Here is a 21,846-nt window from a genome sequence, read left to right as displayed (position 1 = left end):
CTTATTAAGAATCCTTATTCATTTGTTTCGCTCTAGACATACCTGTCTTCTTTTGTATAAATGCTAATGGCAATCGAACAACACTGTTATACATATCGGACCATTTCCTTGGGATAACTGGCGTCATAAATGGAGTACCTAAAGATGTCAAATTCAATAAATGATTAAATAACCATGCAAAAGCAAGCATTTGACCAAGCATTCCAAATAAACCAGCCGCTAGGATGAAAATATATCGAACGAAGCGACTTGCATTACTCATTAGAAAATTCGGCAACAGAAATGATAATAAAGCCGATATAGCAACAAGCACAACCAGTGTATTACTGATTAGACCAGCTTCTACTGCTGCAGTACCGATAACAATACCTCCAACTATACCAATCGTTTGACCTATTTTCGTGGGCATTCGAGATCCAGCTTCTCTTAAAATCTCAATGACGAGTTCAATAAAAAGCACTTCAATCACCGGTGGAAAAGGCACTTTACTTCTAGATTCCTGAATATTAATTAACAATTCAAAAGGAAGAATTCCTGGATGATAAGAAAGTGCTGAAATGTACAGAGGAGTTAGCATTATCGTAATAAAAAACCCTGTAAATCGTAATATTCTTAAAAGCGACGCAGTTGACCATCTGTTATAAAAGTCTTCTGGAGAATTGAACAATTCAATAAATGAATAAGGGCAAATCATGACACTTTGACTATTTTCCATGGCGATAACAATACGCCCGTCTAACAAACAGTTGACCGCATTGTCCGGTCTAGAAGTCATTCCAAATTGAGGAAACGGTGAAAACGGATTATCTTCAACCAATTGTTTTAGAATGGAGATATCTATAAATCCAGCATAATCAAGATCACTTATTCGTTCTTTAATACGCTGAAGATTTTCATTATTAACGATATGTTCTATATAAATAATCGAAATTTTTGTGTTAGTTTCTTTTCCGATAACATAATTATTACTTTTTAATCCAGGTTGTTGAATTCTTCTTTTAATTAATGATAGGTTGGTTTTTAAAGACTCTGTAAATGCATCTTGTGGACCAATGACCGTTGATTCCATCTCTGAAGAAGAAATGGCGCGTTGAGGTGGGCTAAATGTTTGTGCTTTTAAGTATTGTCGTTGCTCTTGGTGATAAAGAATAGTATCACCGTTCGCAATAGACAAAAGAATAGCTTTTTTGTCCCATCCATCAACTGTTTCATAAGACTTTAATACTTGTTTATCGTCAGTGACTAGAGGCAATACAATAGTTTTATGTAAAGTCAAAGGATCAATAAGAGAACTCAAATAAATAACCGTTATTACGCCTTCTTTTGTTTGGAAATCTTTAAAAACGGCATCATCAATACCATTAAGCTCAGTTTTTATAGACTCAAGTGAAATTGATTCTGGTGAATTTTGAGACTCGGTTTTGGACTGATTTTTTGACTTCGACTTCTTTTCTGCTGTAGTTTGAGTCTTTGTTTCTTGCTCTAGCTTTTTTTCAGCAGGCATAGTTTTATTAATTGTTAGAGCTTGTGGCTTTGGTTTTATTTTTGAATCCTTAGTTTTATTCTTCGATTGAGCCTGATTTGATAGTTTCTTCTTACTCTCCAATATCAATTTCCGTGCTCGTTTCCATATTTTCATTTAGTCACTTCCCTTCGCGTTGAAGGCTTTTTTATTTGAATCAAGCTTTGCCTAATGCGAAGAAATATATACGAAAAAACGTAACTGTTGACATATCATGCGACCTAATCTAATATTACTTACATAAAGTAAGTTACTTAATAAACGTAACTAAAAAGGAGATAGCCCATATGACATTTCATCAACATCCAACTACTTATACAAAACATGTCCAATTAATCGTGGCAGACCTTTCTCGCTCGACCATATTTTACGAAAACATAATAGGACTTCGTATTCTTAACCAAACACCTTCTATCGTGAATTTCACGGCTAATGGACAGGATGCACTATTAACAATTGAACAATCTACGGTTAAAAATAGCCCTGTACCAAATGCAGCAGGACTATATCATATGGCATTCTTAGTACCTACAAAGAAAGAACTTGGTACTATTTTTAATCACATACACAGCTCTGGCTATCCGTTTAGCGGTGCTTCTGATCACAAAGTAAGTGAAGCACTTTATTTAAATGACGTAGATGGGAACGGCATAGAAATTTATTACGACCGAAGTCCCGACCAGTGGAATTGGCAAAATGGAGACGTAGAAATGACCGTTGATCCTCTAAATATTGAAAGTCTTGTGGCGAGTGCAGAAGAGACAATATGGAGTGGAATTCCTGCAGGAACCGTAATGGGCCACATTCATCTTCGTGTGGCAAATTTAGCTGAGGCAGAAACATTTTATGTACAAGGATTAGGATTTGATATCGTCAATCGTTATGGAACACAAGCCATGTTTATTTCTTCAAATGGCTATCATCATCACATCGCACTTAATGTTTGGGGACGTCCAACTGTGATTGATCGTAATGAGCATACTCTCGGACTGAAAAGCTATTCAATTGTTTATCCAAGTGATGAAACAAGACAAAAAGTGGTTGGGCAATTACAAGGAATTGGTGCGACCGTTTCAGTACAAAGTGATTTTGTAAGTGCGATTGATCCTTCGGGGATTGAAGTGCAGATGTTCGTGGGAAAAATTTAACTTGGTAGTTCCTTAACATTTTGGGCTGTTACCGTCCATTTGTGCTAGCATCATGTTCATCATGAGCAGCTCCTGCCGGTTACTTGTCGTAAAGAATACGGGCTGTCCTAAAAGTCATGAAATCTGACTAAGGGCAGTTCCCTTTTTTATATTTGTAGAGTTTGATTTACGTTTCAGACGGACGCTTACCGCGGGCATGGCCTCAGCCTCCTCGACGAGCAAAAAACATCTGCTCCTGCGGTTACTCGTCGCAAACAAGTTGTGGAAACACAACTTGTTGCCTGCGGGGTCTTCGCCTCATGCTAATTCCGCTGGAGTCGCCGTCTTCCACTCCAATCAACCATAAGTTCATCATGAGCAAGACAGACAATTATAGACTGGTTACAATGTTCAAAAATATTAGGGACTTATTAGACAGCCCCATATTCTTTCTTCCGTCATATCCATCAATAAAAAAGCCAAGCTACGTTTTATATAAACGTAGCTTGGCTTAATTTAATTTCTATTAAAAATAAATCATCCAGTTAACATTGACTTACTCAAAGTATCTTCATGACCTTGCGGAATAACTTTTGAATGTTCTTCGTATACCTTCACTCTTTGTTTTCGAATGAATTCTACTTCATCACTTAAGCTCACGGATTTTCACCATTTTATCAATTCTTTTCAACGTTTTAATTTTTCTAATTTCAACTCTACTTGATTATTATTCCAATTTTTAAATTAACTTTCATCCTTCATCTATACGGCCAAATTATGGAGCGCATTCTCCAATACAATCGCATTATGAAATTTCTCTTTCAAGAACTCTATTGCTATACTATTTTACAGTATGCACTTTATATATTTTTACATTAGAGGAGAAATTAATATGGTAGAAAAATCAAAATTACGCCTTGTAGTGACAGGCTTGATGTTAGCTATTTTGATGGCAGCAATGGACAACACGATTGTTGCGACGGCACTGGGATCGATATTAGCTGATTTAGGTGGAGTTGAGAGTTATGTATGGATTACTTCGGCTTACGCTGTTGCCGTATTGGCTGGGATGCCCATTTTCGGCAAATTGTCAGATATGTATGGACGTAAGCGCTTCTTCGTCTTTGGAATAACTATCTTCTTAATCGGATCAGCTTTATGCGGGATTGCGCAGTCTGTACCTCAATTGGCCGTATACCGAGCTATTCAAGGTATCGGTGGCGGCGCCTTAATGCCAATAGCCTTTACGATTGTCTTCGATATATTCCCTCCTGAAAAACGAGGTAAAATGACCGGTTTATTGGGAGCAGTTTTCGGCGCTTCCAGCGTTCTGGGGCCTTTACTTGGTGCTTTTATTACAGACACTATTAGTTGGCACTGGGTGTTTTATGTGAACGTTCCAATCGGAATTGTATCGTTGTTCTTGATTTTAAAATTCTACAAAGAGACCAAGCAAACCGCGAAATTAAAAATAGATTGGCTTGGAGCAATTACTCTGATAACAGCTGTCGTAAGTCTGATGTTTGGACTGGAGCTTGGTGGTAAGGAATTCGCATGGAATTCGTGGCAAAGTTACACGTTATTCGGCATTTTTATTGTGTTTTCCATCGTATTTTTATGGGCAGAAACAAAAGCATCAGAACCAATCATTTCATTTTGGATGTTTAAAAATCGCTTATTCGCATCATCACAAGTACTGGCATTTTTATATGGAGCCACGTTTGTTGGATTGACAATATTCATCCCAATTTTTGTACAAGCCGTGTACGGCGGTTCTGCCACAAATGCTGGCTTTATATTGATGCCAATGTTACTTGGTTCTGTTGCGGGAAGTGCTTTTGCGGGGATTACTCAAACCAAAATTTCTTATCAGAAAATCATGGCGATTTCAGTGGTTTTCTATGCAATCGGTATGGCTCTGATGTCAACGATTTCTCCTGAAACAAGTCGCGTACTACTTAGTCTATTTATGGTATTAGTTGGTTTGGGTGTAGGATTCTCATTCTCATTATTACCTTCAGCAAGTATGCACAAGATGGAATATCATCATCGCGGTTCTGCCAACTCAACCAATTCCTTTTTCCGCTCACTGGGGTTGGCGCTTGGGATCACAATATTTGGATCCTTGCAAACCAAACTGTTGACTAGTGAAATTCAAGCGAAGCTAGGTAGTTCTAGTGAAGCAACACAGACAATCGACAATTTACAAACTGTTTTTCAACCTGAACAACGGCAGATGATCCCACCAAATATTTTGGATGTCATCATCAACGCCATGTCTAATTCCATTTCAGCTACATTCTTATGGTCACTCCTCCCGATTGCCATCGCGATCGTCGCTGTTTACTTTATGGGCAATGAGAAGTTAGAAGTGTCAAAAGATAAATAACTATATCTTATAGAAAAACAGTCAAAAGGGCTTTTCCTATCTGTCATGATTAATGACGATGGGAAAAGCCCTTCTTTAATAGATTATTTCTTAACAAATGGCTCAGTTTAAGTTGTTCATTTATCGTCCTTGTGCTAGGACAAATGTACTCGTTTCTTTCAATATCAACAGCATGCTTTACCATTCCCAAACAAATAAATGTAGAACTGATGGACAATGTGTTCCAAGATGAAACCTTTATTATTTTCACCAGAGGACTTTTATATAATTCGAAATCCTTTTACTCATTGATTAATGGCGATCAAAAATGCTTCCCCGTATTTCTCGAGTTTGTTAGCACCGACACCACTGACTTCAAGAAATTCTCCATCGTTTTTCGGTCGTTTAGCACACATGTCTTTTAATGTTTTATCTGAAAAAACAACAAAAGGCGGTACATTTGATTCATCAGCCAATTGCTTTCTAAGTACTCGAAGTTCTTCAAATAACGGATCATTGTCGGCAACCTGCTGCGTGACGATCGCACCTTTTCGCAATACTTGGCGATTGCCTTTTAGTACTTCTTTACTTTGCTCAGTCACATAGACAGTTGGAAATGACCCTTGATCTACAGCTAATAATTCCTGTGATATCATAAATTCCATTAAATTCGCTACATCTTTAGCATTATAGTGTTTTAAAATTCCATAAGTTGATAGTTTATCGAATCTAAATTCTAATACTTTTTTATTTCGAGATCCTGTTAATACTTGAGCGATTAACGTTTTACCGAATTTTTGACCCATTCGAATGACGCATGAAAGGACCATTTGAACGTCTTGTGTGACATCTTGACTTTCACGTTGGTCGGTACAATTGCTACATTGCCCACAATTGTCTGCATACGTGTCCCCAAAATATTGAATAATAAATTGCTGCAAGCAATTTTCTGTATGACAATAGTCGACCATACCCTGCAACTTAATCAGTTCTCCAGGAATACGACTTGGATCTTGTGCTTGGTCAATTAAAAACCGCTGAGTTTGGACGTCTTGAGAAGCATACAACACCGTACATGCACTAGGTAATCCATCTCGACCAGCACGGCCTGCTTCTTGATAATAACTTTCCATATTTTTAGGCAACTGATAATGAATGACATAGCGAATGTTTGATTTATCGATTCCCATTCCAAATGCATTCGTTGCGACCATCACTTGAACTTCGTCTTTTAAGAACCTTTCCTGCTCGTAGCTACGGTCCTCATCGAACATCCCGCCATGATATTTCGCTACGCTAATCCCACGTTTTTGAAGCATCTCATAAATATGATTAACTGTTTTTCGTGTCGCGGCGTAAATGATCCCTGATTCGTTTTCATTTTTCATTACATAGTCTTTAACAAACTTTTCACGGTCTTGTCCACGTATTACTGAAAATGTTAAATTAGACCGTTCAAATCCAGTCATCACTGTATTTTCTTCAGTAATTTGGAGAATGCGGCAAATATCTTCGCGTACTTGAGGTGTTGCAGTTGCAGTTAATGCAAGGACAGTAGGCGTATTTGGAAACAACTCCGTCATTCTGCTAATTAAACGATAACTTGGTCGGAAATCATGACCCCATTGCGAAATACAATGCGCCTCGTCTACCGCAATTAAAGGTACTGGTATTCCACGTAATTCATTTAAAAACGACTGCGAGTCTAATCGTTCTGGAGCGATATATAAAAGTTTAACCGCACCTCGTTGAACATCGTACATCACGTCTCGTACTTCTTCATGACTCAGTGAGCTATTGATATAAGCAGCGTGAATTCCCGCTTCTATTAATGTATCAACTTGATCTTTCATTAGTGAGATAAGTGGAGAAACAACAATGGTGGTTCCTTCTAAAACCAATGCTGGAATCTGATAACAAATGGACTTTCCTCCACCAGTTGGCATAACACAAATGGAATTCTCTCCATTTAGCACTTGATTAATTACCTGTTCTTGTCCAGTTCTAAAAGTTTCATAACCAAAGTAGGTTTGCAGATACTTTCTTGCTTGGTCTAACAATGTGGTCACTCCTTCTGTTTCAGGTTGAAAGTGCCAGGCACTTTTTATGAGTATTTAAAGTATTCGTAATTCGAGCTAGAATACGCTTTTTAATAGGAATTAAGCTTTTTTGTTGATTGGAGTGCTAGTCCCTTTTATCGTCTCTTCTTTTAATTCGTCGATTAACAGTTCTGCCGCTTTGCGATATGAGTTACTAATGTTGACGAGAGAGAGGATTAAGAGGATTTTCTCTAGATGGTCTCTATCGCTTTCTTCCATTTTAGCCACTTCACTATGTGCGTCGTTTGCTCTTTTTTGGAATTCCTGCTCGAAGTCTACCGCATTTCTTTGTTGAATGGATAGAAAACTTTTGTAGAATTTTTCAAGTTCAAAGTCTTCATTTGTCAATTTATCGTTAATGACATCCAAAGTAGATTTGATGTCATTGATGGATAAAGAACCTTTTAGTTGGTAGACCAAACTGATTAAAATGAGATGCTTCTTTGAATACTTTTTATTTTTAATTGGAATAAAAAGCTTTCCTTTTGCATAGTTGTTTATCATTGTTTTCGTTAAAATCTTTTCATCAGCATTGCGTTTAATCGTTTTAAACGTATGATCAAATAATTGAATGACTTGATCCATATATAAATCAATATCGGGCATTTCCTGAAGTGAAATATTGTTTTCTAAAGAAAGTTTATTGAGTATGTCTTTTGTGTTTTCCATTTAACATCCCTCTATTTTCATTAACATTTACTCGTGTAATTGTAACGTAAAAATTAGCAATCGTAAATGTTGACCATATGGCGATATACGTATATTGTTATAAGTAGTATAAATAACTACTTATAACCGTGGAGGTATTAAATTGCACACTTATATTCGAGAACCTTTTAATTCATTGTCACATTTAGTCGGTGCCGTTCTGTCAGTTGTTGCGTTAATTGCTTTGATATTTAAGGCATCAATAAATGCGGCACCACCTTTGCATTTCGTTGCTGTGACAATCTTTGGAGCTAGCATGATTTTATTGTATTCAACTTCAGCCATTTACCATATGGTGCTTAAAAGTGACCGAGTCATTGCTTTTTTAAGAAGACTTGACCACTCAATGATCTTCTTATTAATTGCTGGATCGTATGCCCCTTTTTGTTTAATCGCCTTAAACGGCTCTACAGGATTTGTGTTATTTTCGGTTATTTCAGGCATCGCAATCGCTGGAATTCTTTTTAAAATGGTATGGTTCAACTCTCCAAGATGGCTTTCTACTGGCCTCTATATAGGAATGGGATGGATCATCGTGTTCCTAGCTTTACCTCTATCTGAGGCATTAAGCTCCACGGGTCTCTGGTTACTCGTTTTAGGTGGCTTAATGTACACAATTGGCGGGATTATTTACGGTGCAAAACCATCATTTTTACAATCTAAATTTCTTGGCTTCCATGAAATCTTCCACATCTTCATTTTATTAGGATCGATATTCCACTTCTTATGCGTTTATATGTATGTGTTATAAAATGTGTGATATGAGGCATACGGTGTCTTTCTGCAAGTGAATGGTCGGAAAACCAAGTTGAATGGTCGGAAACCACTCTCCAAGAAGCTTTTGCTAAATGTTTTGAGCGTGCCAATCACCTTGCGCGATTATGGAGTTCTTCTCCATAATCGTCTAGGTGCATGGCATTTTTTTTGCGTTCTTCCGATTTCCTCTCCTATTATGCCTATCTATAGCACCCAAACTATTCTCCGATAAAGCCATATACTAACTCGAATACAGATTAAAGGAGGTACCCATTTTTGGTTAATCAATTTTTCCCATTTCTCCCCCGTGATGACTCACCTAACTTTGGAAGACCAAGCTTTCCTGGTCAAGGAGGGCCAGGCTTTGGATTCCCAAGTCCCCCTGGTCAAATGAGACCACCTGGTTTCCCAGGTCAAGGAGGATTTCCTGGTCAAGGTCCTGGTTTCCCTGGAGGTGGCCCACCATCAACTGGCGCACCAACTGGACCACCACCATCATTCGTTCCACAACAACCTGCTGGAGCTCGAGGCGGAGCACAAATATTTGCAGTAGATCCTGGTGCAATTCGTGGATGTTTGTTCCGCTTTACTTATGTATGGCTAAGAAACGGTCGTTCTTTCTGGCTTTATCCAACATTCGTCGGTCGTGAATCCGTTGCTGGATTTAGATGGAATGGACGCAGATGGAGTTACTATGGAACGGATTTAGACAGAATTACATCTTTCCAATGTTTTTAAGTAAATTTATTCTCAATTAAAACAAGAGGACGTTTTGAAAGTCGGCAATCCTGACTTTCGCAACGTCCTCTTTCATATGAGGTACTTACTCTTTTATCATACGTAGAAAATCTTCTTCGTTATCCACATCTAGAACGGAATAAGCAGACTCGCCTGATGGATCTTGCTGGATCCGCTCCATAATCATAAAGCATCGATGCTAATTCATAGTTTTCACTGTATATTGCATTCACTAGTACATTTGAATAATCGTCTTGAGAATTTGGATCTGCTCCAGCTTCTAATAAAACTAGTGCTATCTCATTTTCTCCAGAGAATGTTGTATAGTGTAAAGCTGTATAGCCATCAGCATCTTTTGCTTCTAAATCGAACCCTTCTTCAATTAAACCTCTTACTTCTTCCGCATCTCCATTGTAGACAGCAGTCATAAGGGGAGTCTCTCCTTCAGACGGTTCCATTTCAGAAAATTCTTCTGGAAGAAAATCAGGAATTAACTTAGCGTATACAACTGTGCCTGCTGTGAATAACAAGATCGTTAACATGTAGACACCGAACAGTCCACCAAATAATAATGCCACACCAAGAGCGATTTTCCCTTGATTTGGTTTATAGGAAGGAGTTCCTTCCACGTTCATATATTGACCAATCGCTTGAATACGTTTCGGCAAACGTGGGTGACTCGATAATACTTCACTTAACCAAACGGCAACATTTGACTCACTCTTGATTTGCTCTAAATAGGCTTGTTCATTTACTTCTACATATAAATCTTTACCTGAACCTAAAATCGTTAAAGCCCGTTTTGCTGCAATGCCATTTTGAGTATAATAAGCAGCTTCTCGGTCACATGTATATTCACATGAACGGCTATAAGCTTCTGATAAGAAAGGAATGAAATTGGCCGGTACTAAAAGAATGTTCTTCCAAACATGTCGGCGTTTAATATGGGACAGTTCATGGGCAATGATAAAATCTAATTCAGCTGCTCCACCTTGTCTAGCAAGTTCAAATACCTCTGAATAAATGACAACCATATCTCGTCCGAGGAAACGTGTTGCAAACGCATTTAATACACCTTCGGATTGTACGATAAATACGTCCGGGACACGTTTCAAACCCATCGTGTTAGACAAAGCCACCACGCGCTCATATACATCCGGGAATTGATTTTGTTGAATACGAATGCCATTCCCTCTAATGGATCCAAGCATAATTAAATTTGCATACAGTATAATCGCTAAAATTGAAACCGCTATACCAATTCCAATGATTGAAACGGCAACGAAAATGTAGATAAAAACACTAAAAATAATACTTAGGATAAAATAAATTGTTTCTCTGTCTGATGTTAAACTTGGTGTCTTCACTTGTTCGTTTCCCCTTTTGTATAAAAATTACATAACTCTCTAAAATTATAGGATGATTAGTATAAAGTCAATATCTTAAATAATGGGAATATATTCAAATAATCTTTTTGTTAATTATTCTGGTATAGGAGTTACAGGTACTCCACCGATTTTCCTCAATTCCTTTTCTATCCACATGCTAACCCACATTAAAAAAGTAAAAAACCAATGTTCAAGAGAACATTGGTTTTTTACGTTAATTAGCCATTAGGATTTTAAAAAATGTTGGATTTCGGATATTAGGATTTCCGGCTTCTCCATCATGCTCATATGACCAGAACCTTTAATTAATGCTTGTGAAATAGTATCTTTATGCACTGAAAATGTTTTTTCAGGAGGTATCACTTGATCTTTTTCACCCGCAATTAGAAGGGCAGGCAGATTGCTGTTCTTTAATACATGATTTCGATCCGGACGATTTTTCATTGCCTTTAGCATGCCGATTGCACCTTCATTAGTTGTTTCATAGCCAATATTTTTTGCTTTTTCCACATCTTCTGCATGTGACTCCAAATTTTCAGGAGCAAATAACTTCGGAATCAAATCATTAATCAGTGATGAAACACCTTCCGATTCTACTTTTTCAATCGCCGCATTCCGACCTTCTTTTGCATCCTCAGAATCCGGAAGTGCTGTTGAATGAATTAATGAATACCCATGAAGTCGTTCCTCATACTTTTCTGCAAATGCCAATGTTATGTATCCGCCTAAAGAATGGCCAAATAACGTTACTTTATCCAAATTCAAACCGTCTAATAACTCTTTTAACGTATCCGCCATATACTCCATCTCATAATTTCCTTTAGGAAAAGTGGAATCACCATGTCCAGGTAAATCCGGCACAATGACTCGATTCCTTTCAGATAAGGTGGGGATTATTTTGTCGAAATAAGCATGGCTTCCGCAAAAACCATGAAGCAACACGATAGCATCTCCTTCTCCACTATCTTGATACGCTAACGTCAGATTTGATAATTCTATTTGATGATGATCTCTCATAATCATAACTTTTTACAACTCCCATTTTAGGTTTTGTCATACAAATACCCGTATTTCAAAACTTTTAAGCAAGAATTTAAATTTTTTGTATAAATAGCAACAAAAAAATACATAGTAATTTTACAAATTCATTCTTTTCGCAACAAAAAAAGCATACGTATGATGTATACGCATGCTTTCCATTATTTATTGAAAGAATTTAATTAATTGATTACTTGATGGCTCTTGTAGGGGATACGTTTCATCACTGTCAGTTTGACAAACGACGTGTAATGTAGGAGATTCCTTAACAATAAACTTCCAATGAGACGTTTTCGAAGTACTAGTTGCTTTAAGTTCTTCACGCATCATTTTTTTTCTGAAATTAGCAAGTTTTGCAATCAAGAAACGTTCTTTGTAACGAATAAGTAAATATCCATTATGAGCGATTCGATTATATTTGTTCAAGCTAACTTCTCTTAAATCAAATCCATTAGACTTGTTTTGAACTGACGGTGACAATACAAAAAAATCTCTTTTCTTAAATATGGTTGTATTTAAGTGTTGAATTAACCCTAATTCATTTGTCAAGAAGTCCTTGTTGACTGCACTTGGAATTTGATCTTTCTCCATACTTCACCTCTTCTAAAAGTTCTCTTAATGTAAGTATACACCTTTTTTAATGAAATTTCACTTACTAAATCGGTTAAAAGTTCCCTTACGACCATTTTAAAAATTTTGTCGAAGCATACAATCCTTGCTGTTCAAGGGATTTAAGTTATTCTTTACAATTAATAATAATTTTTTGATGCATTTGCATGAGAACTTTATTGGTGAACGCCTTGAAATGAACCACTCAAAACGAATAACCTACCTGTAACTTTAGGCATCTTAATAACACGAGGTTGCGGCAAATCAAAATCCAGGATTTTTATGCTCACTCAAAAAAAGCAAGCAACCTTCAATTCAGAAGATTACTTACTTATTCTATGCTATTTATGCTCCATATATTCGCTTTAATGCTTCTTTGAATTGAGGTTTCACATCGATTTCAGGTCGAATCATTTTCACTTTTGCTTCGGCTTCTTCAATTGTATCTGCTAAACGAAGTTCCATTAACGTAGCTACTGCCATTGTTCCCGTGCGACCACGTCCTGAATTACAATGGAAGAAAATTTTCTTACCTTCTTGGTAATCTTGAACAATTTGCTTTACTCCTGTACGTATAGACTCATCTTGAAATTCGCCGTCATCTACAATTGGTTGATGTTTACTAATATGGCTGGTAGATGCTGCAACTTCTGCCCGCAAATCGTAGACGACATCAATTTTTTCATCTTCTATTGCGCTTTCTACATCTGCAACTCCACCTACAAAAATACGATCATCGATTAACGCTTGGTAATGTTTTTCATTCATTTGTAATCCTCCTAAAGGAAATCTAATTTAAGTTGACCATTCGTTAAGACAAGTTTTGCATCGAAATTTTTACCTGTTTTAGAAACAAAACCTTTTATTCCTTGTGTTTTACCCTGTGTACATAAATCTTCAATATGTTTGTCCGATAAACGCTTCTTTAAATAATTAGCTGGAAACGTCTGCTTGCAGCCCTCTTTATAAGCAGAGCAGCCATAAAAATTCTTTCTGGAAATAATGGTTCCTTTTTGACACGTAGGACAAGTTGCAATTTCTTTTCTAGCTACAGAGGTTTCAGTTGTTGTCATGTGAAAAGTCTTATCGTGAAGTTGAGCTGGGACTTCTTGAATCAAGTGATTTAAAAATTTGGCAATGCTTCCTAAAAACAATTCTGAAGATCCTGTGCCAGTGCCTATTTTTTTCAAATATGCTTCCCATTTCGCTGTCATTGCAGGGCTTGCAAGTAAGTTACCTTCGATAGCTTCACAAAGAACTCGTCCTTTTTCTGTTATAGCAACGATGTTTTTATTCACTTCAATATACCCGTGTCGCTTAATGGTTTCAATAATTCCGCTTCGAGTCGCTTCTGTCCCGAGACCTTCTACTTCTTTTAGAATTTCAGTTTCGGTAGCATCTTCCACAAACTTTCCACATGTTTTCATCATGGCAATAAGTTGACCTTCGGTATATGGCTTTGGTGGCGTAGTTTGACCTTCTTTAATCGCTACTTTGCTTTTCACTTGTTCATGAAGTACAAGCTTTGGCAAGGTCGGCTCTTTCGTCCCTTTAGGTTCTTTGTCATTTGAAAACAACTCTTTCCAACCCTTGTCTATTTCCGTTTTACCCGTCGAAAAAAATGCAAGTCCATTTACTTCTGTCGTCACTGTCGTTTCTTGGTATAAGTAATTTGAATGAAACATGGCTAGCGTGGTTCGTAAAACTTCTTCATATAAATTTCGTTCTTCACTTGGCAAACCAGCCAAAACTCTCTCAGTCGGGATTTTTTTAGTAGGAATAATGGCATAATGCTCCTGTACTTTTGAACTGTCGACATAGCGTTTACTTGGTTTTCTTGAAACAACGTCGAAAGGTTGTTGGATTAACTGTTGATATGCTTCCACTTGGCTTTCAAGATACGAAAATTCATTTGGTGTAATGAATTGAGTATCTGTTCTAGGATAGGTGACGAGTTTCTTTTCATATAAACTTTGCATCGTTGACAATACTTTCGCAGGACTGTATTTCCACTTGCGATTGGCAGTGGCTTGAATAGTTGATAAAGCATGCAATTTTGGAGGCAGTATTTTTTTGTCTTCCTTCTTTAATTGCTGAACCGTTCCTGGTAGTGTCCCGTTTATTAGATGTTTTTGTAAAAGTTCTTGGGCTTCTTCGATCGCCTTCATTTTGCCTTTCACTTTTCCTTTATATGAACCGTGTTCAGCCTGGAACGTTCCTTCTAATTCAAAAAAAGCTTCAGGAACAAAGCGTTCTATTTCAAGAGCACGTTGGTAAATTAGATAAACAGTAGGTGATTGAACTCGGCCAATGGAAAACACTTCTCGAATTCCTTTTTGTTGAATGAGGAGCGTGTAAAGTCGGGAGCCATTCATGCCAACGAGCCAATCACTCATTTGACGTGCCTTGGCTTCTTCGTACATTAACAAATCTTTGCGATTATCTTGTAACTGAAGAAATCCTTTACGTACTTCATCTACTTCTAGTGAATTGATCCATAACCGTTTGATTGTTTTATTGCGCGCGCGTGTGTAATCAAAAATACTATAGAAAATATTAGACCCTTCGCGATCAACGTCACACGCATTTATTACGGTATCCGTTTCATAGATTAGTTTTTTGATAATACCAAATTGCTTCGCCTTTCCTTTGGCAACTTGAAACTGAAACTCTACTGGTAATATAGGCAACGTTTGAAGTGACCACTTTGTCCACTTCGGGTCATGAGACTTTGGATCACGCAGCTCGACTAAATGACCGATTCCCCAAGTAATATAGGCACCTTGTGGAAACGCTTCACATGGCTGCACATCAAAAAAACCTTCATTCTTTTTCACTTTGAAAGCATCTGCATACGCTTTTGCCTGACTTGGCTTTTCTGCAATAATCACTGGTTTCACCAAACCCCCACCTTTCTTTATATAAATCTTTAGGGAAATTATAGCATTTACCGAACGCATATTCTACTTTATGCATAAAGACTTTGCTATTTCAATATATTAAAACGAATGAATTTTCTCCAATAATTGTTCACCAGTTAAGTCCGTCTCGCCGCCTCCTTGAGCGAAGTTTTCCGAACCTCCCCCTTTGCCATTTATGAGTGGCAGGATTTGAACAATTAATTGTTTCATATTCGCTTGATTGTCAGTTCCTCGTGCTAATACAACTTGTAGTAAACCATCATTTTCTGCGATAAAAATTAACTGACTATTTGTTGCCTCTGCAACGGTAAGGCGTGCAAGTTTTTGTAATTGCTGTATTGAACGGTGTCGGAATACACGCTCAATGGACACAGTTTCTTCTTTCTGGTTACCAAGAAGTTCTTTGACTTCGTAGTTCAGCAATTGTTGATGGGCTTCTTCAAGCGTCTTCTCCAGTTTCTTGCCATTTTCCAATAACACTTTAACCGATTTGACCACTCCATCTTCTGAAGCGCTTAATAACTGAGTCACTTCTTGCAATGTTTTTTGTTTGCGATGAAGTTGATCTACCACTCTGTTGCCACAAACGAAATGAAGCCGCACATTGCCTTTTTGCATTTCTGTGTCAAGAATTTTTATTGTTCCGATTTGACCAGTTGATGAGGGATGAGTTCCTCCACAACCGTTATAATCAAAATCTGGAATAATGACTAATCGAATATCTTCCTCGACAGCCACTTGTTTTCGTAGAGGATACGCATCTAGTTCGTCTTTGCTGACCCACTTGGTTTCAATGAGACGATTTTCAAGTATGATTTGATTTGCTCGTTTTTCTACCTCAAGCAACTGCTCATCAGAAACCTTTTTCACATCAAGATCAATTGTTACTATTTCTTTGCCTAAATGAAAACTAGTCGTTTGAATGCCAAATAACTCGACGAAAGATGCAGTCAAGATATGTTGACCTGTATGTTGTTGCATAAAATCGAAGCGACGGTGCCAATTAATTTCCATGTCTACTGATTCGCCTACTTCTAGTGAGGGCTCGGCAATGTAATGTCGAATTTCGCCTTCAACTTCTTCCACATCAAAAACCACTATGTCTTTGATTCGGCCGACATCATTAGGCTGACCTCCACCAGTCGGAAAAAATAAAGTTTCTTCTAAAGTGACGTACCATCTTTCTAAGTCGTCTTTTGCTAAAGTTACAACTTCCGTGATACCTCTTTGTTGGTATGGATCTACATAAAATAATTTACGTTTCACTTAAACGAACTCCTTTAATGGCACAGTTTTGACCTGCATTTGTGTAAAAAGCAATGAAAATGGGTATATAGAATACTGTACCATCATTTTGTATCGAGGAGCCATGGAATGAATATAGACTTACGACAACAAATATCTAATGCTCCACACAGTAAGAATCGGATGGACATTCCTCATAAGTTTCGTGAACTTATGATAGGCAGTTTTTTCGATCCAACGATTTCGGGTTATAAAAAAGTTACTAATCCTGCATCTAATGAACTGGATATCCTTAATTCAATTTACCGCAATACAGGGCAACAATTTCAGTCGATTTCAGAAATTGCCCAATATGTTGATACACTGACACAGAAAAAGCTTTTGACTGATTAATGTCAAAAGCTTTTTCTGTTTGGGCATCCTTCGTTCAAGCTGCAAAATATCTTGATTCCAACTCGAACCACGATTCCCCCCAACTTTGAGGAGTATTTTCCAAATGAGCACTCGCTCTTCAAAAATCCAATAAGAAAAACCCTCCAAGCGGATGAAGCCATTCAAGAACTTTTGACATTATGATGTGTATTTGAATTGTGATCAAAGGCTTTTTTGATGTGATGTCACTTGTGTTTATTCATGAATTTCATATCTATACTATGTTTTAGACGCCAAGCCCATCTTCCATAAAACGCATGTCTACCATATGTAATAAGTCCTTGTTGTTGACCCACGGACAAAATCGATAAGAATTTCTTCTGAGGTACAAAGCTTTTTAAGGGTTTACCTGTTAAATAGAGATTGATATTCTCCCATAATACAGGTTCCTGTCTCACAGCAAACACACCGTTTTTAGGTAACTCCGGATTCGTACGAATGGTTACACAATCCCCTGCGCCAAAAACCCAGGGATAATCTTTCACTTGCAATGTACTTTCAACTAGTAAAAACCCATTTTCATCAAGTGTTAGTGATGATTCAGCGAATAAAGTACTCGCTTTTGCTCCGGTTAAAGGAAGTAGTTGCGAGCACGCTATTCTCCTTCCCTTTTTTGTAGTCAATTGCTGTCTAGACGTCTCTTGTATTTCATCTTGATCATGAACTACAATTCCTTTTTGTTTAACAATTTTCATTATTTTAGATGAGGCTTTTTCGCTGACCGAAGATAAAAGGGGCGAAGAGCTGATAACTGTGACATTCGATTTATATCCATTATTAAGTCGCCACGCTTGAACCGACAATGCCATTTCAACACCTGCAGCCCCACCACCCACAACAACAGGAAACGCTGTTTCACGAAATGTATGAATTTCATTAGGGAACACGTAATTTGGTTTGATTTCTATTTGCTTAATTGACCCATCTAATGACCCAATGTTTGACCCTATATCAAATGAAACTAACTTAAAACCATATTCTATGCCAGTAGTACCAACTAATTTCCGGTTAGTAGCATCTACATGAACAATCGTATCTTTAATAAACGTTACACCTGATTGCTGGCATAACTCTTCTACATTTATTCGAATCTCTTGTTCTGAATATAGTCCTTCCGTAAATCCAGAAAACATTCCCGAATAATATTGGTAAGTTGAAGCTGAAATGAGTGTTACTCGGTAATCGACCGCCTTCATTCGGATTCTACGCAAAATTCCTAAATGCGCGTGTCCACCTCCCACTAACAAAATATCCACCATCTGCTCACCCCTTTTCTTATATCATCAAAGCGAAAGTGCCAGTCACCAAAGTCTTTAGCAGGACGTTTTTATAGCCCATAGACCAACTGGATGCCTAGCACATTATTTTCTCTAAACTTTTACCCTTACAACAAGTAAAACCCTATGCCCATTATTAAATATGCTGCCAGTAATGTGAGCCCTTCAAACCAGTTGGACTCGCCGTCGTTAGATACGCTAATTGTTAATAATACAGCCGTCGCCATGGCAACGAGTTCTGGAATCGTAAATACCAATGGCATGGCAGTTGGCATAAACAAAGAAATAATGACTAGTACCGGTGCTACAAACATGGCGATTTGCAATGTGGAACCAATAGCGATCTCCACAGCGACATCCATCTTATTTTTCATTGCCATTATAATTGCAGATGAATGCTCTGCTGCATTTCCGACAATCGCTACAATGATGACCCCGATAAATAGTTCAGACCATCCAAATTGTTCTCCAACTGCTTCAAATGTATGGACCAGACTTTCAGATACAAACGCAACCGCTAAAGTCGCTACTACTAAGTTAATGATTTCTTCTTCGTCCATTCTGGTTCTTCATGTTCCGATTCTAGACCTTCTTCGCTATGGGCATACACTCCACGATGTGTGACCAATTTGAAAAATAGTCCTGCTAAATACAAAACAATCATAATAACCGAAATACCGACGCTCAATTGCAGCGTTTTCGTCTCGTTCATGGACATTGAAAAGATTTCTGGAATAACAAATGCCACAATGACTGCAAAAACAAGCAATCCAGAATTATGCTGTGCATCGTGAATACTGAATTTTTGTCTTTTAAATTTAATGCCTCCTAAGAAAAAGGAAAGCCCTCCTACTAACAATAAGTTCCCCAACACTGATCCCGTTAATGATGCTAAAACCACACCAGTTAATCCAGCTTGCAAGGCAAATATCGAGATAATTAATTCAACCGCGTTTCCAAATGTGGCATTCAATAAACCACCAATACGAGGTCCACTTACTATCGCAAGACTCTCTGTTGCTCGTCCCATGAAACTTGAAATGGCAATAACAGTTACTGAACATATCATAAACATCGCGATACTAGACCAATGCAAAAACGATCCTATCGCTGTTAATGGTACTCCAATCATAACAAGAATAGTAAAAATCCGATTCATACCGTCACTCTCCAATTAATGAAATGAAATGAAATATAATATTCCTTATCCATACCCAAGTAACTGAAAATATTACACATGTTTTGAAATTGTTTTTCAAAAATAGCAAAATGCCAGGTAAGAGAGTGATATTCTTCTCTCTACCTGGCATCATCTTTTAAGCAGATTCTATGGATTCGTTGACCAAAGTCCAGCTTCTTTTACAAAGATACGTTTATTTAATTTTAATTGCGAAACGATAAATTCGGCGATATCTTCAGGTTGCATCACTTTATCAGGATTGCCATCTGTTAAATCATTGTCAATCGCTAAATCAGTGGCTACGGTACTAGGAGTCAATGCAGATACACGAATATTATGTTTGCGTACTTCCATCGCTAATGATTCTGTAATGCCCATAACACCAAATTTTGATGCACTGTATGCACTTGTAATCGGTGCACCTTTTTGACCTGCCGAAGAAGAAATATTAATAATATCTCCAGATTGCTGTTCAATCATGCCAGGTAATACTGCACGTGTTACATAATAAACACCCATCAAATTGACTTGAATAATTTTTTCCCATTCCTCAACCTCAAGGTCCATAAATTTACCGAATTTCCCAATACCTGCATTATTAATCAGAATATCAACGGTTCCAAGCTCACTAGTCAATGAATGAATGGCTTTCGTGACCTCGTCATTTGAAGAAACATCGGCCGTTGCGAAAACAGCTTTCACACCTTGTGCTTCCGCTTCTTTTACCACTTCTTGCAAATGTTCTTCCGAACGAGCGAGTAGTCCTACATTAACACCTTCAGATGCTAAAGCAATGGCTATAGCACGACCAATCCCACGTCCTGCACCGGTAATAATGGCGTTTTTGCCTTTTAGATTTGTTGACACAATGGATTCCTCCTAATCTTTATGTAGTGAATGCCTCAAGGTTCATTAGAAGCAATTTCCTCATTGGCAGTATAACGAATCAAAAGAATGGTTGAAAGAAAACTGCCTCATCTACACCTTCTTCTTCATCCTATCCTCGAGTTTGTTGAGCTGCTCGCAACACGGTAGCAGCAAGAGCTCGGGCACCGATATCAAGTGCGTCGTGGTCAAACGACATGTCAGGATGATGAAGACCAGGTGATAAGTTTGCTCCCACGCCTATCATGGTCGCTTTTATTGAAGGATGCTTGATTGTGTAAAAGTGAAAATCATCACTCCCTGAAGTAATAACTGCGGGAGCTGTATGTTCTTCACCTACCACTTCGCATATTGCTGCACCTGCAAGGCTTGCAGCTTCCTCAGATACCTCTGCAGCTGGCGTGTAATCACTCCATTTGAATGATACGTCCACATCAAACAAATTCCCTATATGAGCAAGACCTGCGCTCACTTTTTCCTGTAAGAGTGTTAATACTGCATTGGATTGTGCCCGAACATCAATAGCAAAGGTAGCCGTCCCAGGGATAATATTTAGACTTCCCCCACCTGCGTGCATGTTTGTCAGTTTCACCGAATACGGTTCAAATGGTGATTCGTAAATGGACTTGATATATTGATGGATGGCAACTAGGACATCAATTGCATTCTTTCCTTGGTGAGGACGCGCGCCGTGAGCATCCCCTCCTACAATTTTACCTTCACAAAAAACACCAGCTCCGTGATGGATAGAAGGTGTTACTTTTCCAAAAGGTAATTCTTCCACTGGTCGTAAATGAATGCCAAATAAGTACGTAACATCATCCACTGCCCCACGATCCATCATCGCCATGGAACCATTCCCTTTTTCTTCTGCAGGTTGGAAAATAAACCGAACTCGTTTTTCCAATGAACGCCCTTGCAAATAAAGCAATGCGCCAAGAACCATCGAGATATTAGCATCATGGCCACATGAATGATTCGCTTGATAAACTCCATCTACTTCTTGCCACAGTGCATCGATATCCGCCCGAACAGCAACTACTTCCGGGCCCCTTCCGATTTCAGCGACTAGCCCCGTAACATCACTAAATGTCTGATATTTAACGCCAAGCTCATCCAATATGGTTGCGATTTTAGCCGTTGTTTTGATTTCATTCCAACTTATTTCAGGGTGGGCATGGAAATGACAAAACCACTGTTGAATTTGTAGTTCTATTTGCTGATCCATTTTCATCTGTCTACTCCTTTTATCGGTCTGTGGATAATTTTATGTATAAATATTCACTTCCAAATTTATCATACTCCATTAAGCTTATTTGATACAATCATTGGTAGATACACTCTACATACAATTCTCTTTAAATCGAAATTCCCCTTCCTAGGTGAATAATCAGCTTATTTCTACTATGAATTTATTTTTTATTATTGGAGGAATCACGATGCTTTAGCGGGTTGTCCACTCATCATGGTTTGTTGTCCACTCAACTTTGATTTCTGTCCACTCGCTGGGTGTGGTCGTCCACTCAATAGCAATTTCCGTCCACTCATTGTTA

General features: G+C 38.0%; 17 protein-coding genes and 1 pseudogene. 5 read left to right on the top strand and 13 right to left on the bottom strand.

All coding sequences use genetic code 11. From position 1 onward, the window contains the following. Nucleotides 1-4: 4 nt before the first annotated feature. Nucleotides 5-1,504: a spore germination protein gene (locus tag ACFPYN_RS16035; protein WP_377735873.1), complete on the bottom strand. Its 1,500-nt coding sequence runs from the start codon at nucleotides 1,502-1,504 to the stop codon at nucleotides 5-7. A gap of 305 nt (nucleotides 1,505-1,809) precedes the next feature. On the opposite strand from ACFPYN_RS16035, the gene ACFPYN_RS16030 reads away from it, so the two are divergent. Continuing rightward, nucleotides 1,810-2,670, top strand: a complete 861-nt coding sequence (locus tag ACFPYN_RS16030; protein WP_377735553.1) for a VOC family protein — start codon at nucleotides 1,810-1,812, stop codon at nucleotides 2,668-2,670. A gap of 871 nt (nucleotides 2,671-3,541) precedes the next feature. Next, a complete protein-coding gene (locus tag ACFPYN_RS16025; protein ID WP_377735552.1) occupies nucleotides 3,542-5,038 on the top strand; it encodes an MDR family MFS transporter in 1,497 nt (498 codons plus the stop codon). 284 nt (nucleotides 5,039-5,322) lie between these two features. On the opposite strand, the gene recQ is transcribed toward ACFPYN_RS16025, so the two are convergent. Together recQ and ACFPYN_RS16015 are read right to left on the bottom strand one after the other, a co-directional pair. Next, complete coding sequence (recQ, locus tag ACFPYN_RS16020; protein WP_377735550.1) at nucleotides 5,323-7,077, bottom strand: DNA helicase RecQ; 1,755 nt, start codon at nucleotides 7,075-7,077, stop codon at nucleotides 5,323-5,325. Between the two features lie 99 nt (nucleotides 7,078-7,176). Then, nucleotides 7,177-7,785, bottom strand: a complete 609-nt coding sequence (locus ACFPYN_RS16015) for a DUF1836 domain-containing protein (protein WP_377735549.1) — start codon at nucleotides 7,783-7,785, stop codon at nucleotides 7,177-7,179. A gap of 142 nt (nucleotides 7,786-7,927) precedes the next feature. On the opposite strand from ACFPYN_RS16015, the gene trhA reads away from it, so the two are divergent. Both trhA and ACFPYN_RS16005 read left to right on the top strand, forming a co-directional pair. After that, the gene (gene trhA / locus ACFPYN_RS16010; protein ID WP_377735547.1) at nucleotides 7,928-8,575 is read left to right on the top strand and encodes a PAQR family membrane homeostasis protein TrhA; all 648 of its coding nucleotides are present in this window, start codon (nucleotides 7,928-7,930) and stop codon (nucleotides 8,573-8,575) included. A 281-nt stretch (nucleotides 8,576-8,856) separates the two neighbouring features. After that, a complete protein-coding gene (locus ACFPYN_RS16005) occupies nucleotides 8,857-9,318 on the top strand; it encodes a transporter (RefSeq protein ID WP_377735545.1) in 462 nt (153 codons plus the stop codon). A 119-nt stretch (nucleotides 9,319-9,437) separates the two neighbouring features. Here ACFPYN_RS16005 and ACFPYN_RS16000 read toward each other — a convergent pair whose 3' ends face one another. The 6 genes from ACFPYN_RS16000 to ACFPYN_RS15975 all read right to left on the bottom strand — a co-directional run bounded on the left by ACFPYN_RS16000 (nucleotide 9,438) and on the right by ACFPYN_RS15975 (nucleotide 16,540). Further along, entirely contained in the window at nucleotides 9,438-10,685 is a 1,248-nt protein-coding gene (locus ACFPYN_RS16000) for a M48 family metallopeptidase (RefSeq protein ID WP_377735544.1), read from the bottom strand. A 246-nt stretch (nucleotides 10,686-10,931) separates the two neighbouring features. Further along, complete coding sequence (locus tag ACFPYN_RS15995; RefSeq protein WP_377735543.1) at nucleotides 10,932-11,729, bottom strand: alpha/beta fold hydrolase; 798 nt, start codon at nucleotides 11,727-11,729, stop codon at nucleotides 10,932-10,934. Nucleotides 11,730-11,909: 180 nt separating this feature from the next. Beyond that, complete coding sequence (locus tag ACFPYN_RS15990) at nucleotides 11,910-12,335, bottom strand: hypothetical protein (RefSeq protein WP_108584905.1); 426 nt, start codon at nucleotides 12,333-12,335, stop codon at nucleotides 11,910-11,912. Between the two features lie 363 nt (nucleotides 12,336-12,698). Beyond that, the gene (locus ACFPYN_RS15985; protein ID WP_377735542.1) at nucleotides 12,699-13,121 is read right to left on the bottom strand and encodes a protein-tyrosine phosphatase family protein; all 423 of its coding nucleotides are present in this window, start codon (nucleotides 13,119-13,121) and stop codon (nucleotides 12,699-12,701) included. A gap of 11 nt (nucleotides 13,122-13,132) precedes the next feature. Further along, the gene (locus tag ACFPYN_RS15980) at nucleotides 13,133-15,253 is read right to left on the bottom strand and encodes a type IA DNA topoisomerase (RefSeq protein WP_377735541.1); all 2,121 of its coding nucleotides are present in this window, start codon (nucleotides 15,251-15,253) and stop codon (nucleotides 13,133-13,135) included. A 99-nt stretch (nucleotides 15,254-15,352) separates the two neighbouring features. Next, the gene (locus ACFPYN_RS15975) at nucleotides 15,353-16,540 is read right to left on the bottom strand and encodes an alanyl-tRNA editing protein (protein WP_377735540.1); all 1,188 of its coding nucleotides are present in this window, start codon (nucleotides 16,538-16,540) and stop codon (nucleotides 15,353-15,355) included. A gap of 108 nt (nucleotides 16,541-16,648) precedes the next feature. On the opposite strand from ACFPYN_RS15975, the gene ACFPYN_RS15970 reads away from it, so the two are divergent. Next, nucleotides 16,649-16,912: a hypothetical protein gene (locus ACFPYN_RS15970; protein ID WP_377735539.1), complete on the top strand. Its 264-nt coding sequence runs from the start codon at nucleotides 16,649-16,651 to the stop codon at nucleotides 16,910-16,912. Between the two features lie 224 nt (nucleotides 16,913-17,136). Here the strand turns inward: ACFPYN_RS15970 and ACFPYN_RS15965 are convergent, their stop codons facing one another. The 4 genes and pseudogenes from ACFPYN_RS15965 to ACFPYN_RS15950 all read right to left on the bottom strand — a co-directional run bounded on the left by ACFPYN_RS15965 (nucleotide 17,137) and on the right by ACFPYN_RS15950 (nucleotide 21,527). Continuing rightward, nucleotides 17,137-18,210 carry an FAD-dependent oxidoreductase gene (locus ACFPYN_RS15965; RefSeq protein WP_377735538.1) on the bottom strand — a complete coding sequence of 358 codons (1,074 nt, stop codon included), beginning with the start codon at nucleotides 18,208-18,210 and terminating at the stop codon, nucleotides 17,137-17,139. Between the two features lie 125 nt (nucleotides 18,211-18,335). Beyond that, a pseudogene (cax, locus tag ACFPYN_RS15960) lies at nucleotides 18,336-19,387 on the bottom strand (calcium/proton exchanger). A gap of 168 nt (nucleotides 19,388-19,555) precedes the next feature. After that, a complete protein-coding gene (locus ACFPYN_RS15955; protein ID WP_377735536.1) occupies nucleotides 19,556-20,275 on the bottom strand; it encodes a 3-ketoacyl-ACP reductase in 720 nt (239 codons plus the stop codon). A gap of 130 nt (nucleotides 20,276-20,405) precedes the next feature. Continuing rightward, nucleotides 20,406-21,527 carry an amidohydrolase gene (locus ACFPYN_RS15950; protein ID WP_377735534.1) on the bottom strand — a complete coding sequence of 374 codons (1,122 nt, stop codon included), beginning with the start codon at nucleotides 21,525-21,527 and terminating at the stop codon, nucleotides 20,406-20,408. Nucleotides 21,528-21,846 lie beyond the last annotated feature (319 nt).

The sequence above is a fragment of the Paenisporosarcina macmurdoensis genome, from assembly GCF_042658845.1.
In the GTDB taxonomy this organism is placed as follows: domain Bacteria; phylum Bacillota; class Bacilli; order Bacillales_A; family Planococcaceae; genus Paenisporosarcina; species Paenisporosarcina macmurdoensis.
Note: the sequence above shows the minus strand (reverse complement) of the source record. Positions and strands in the feature narration are given on the sequence as shown.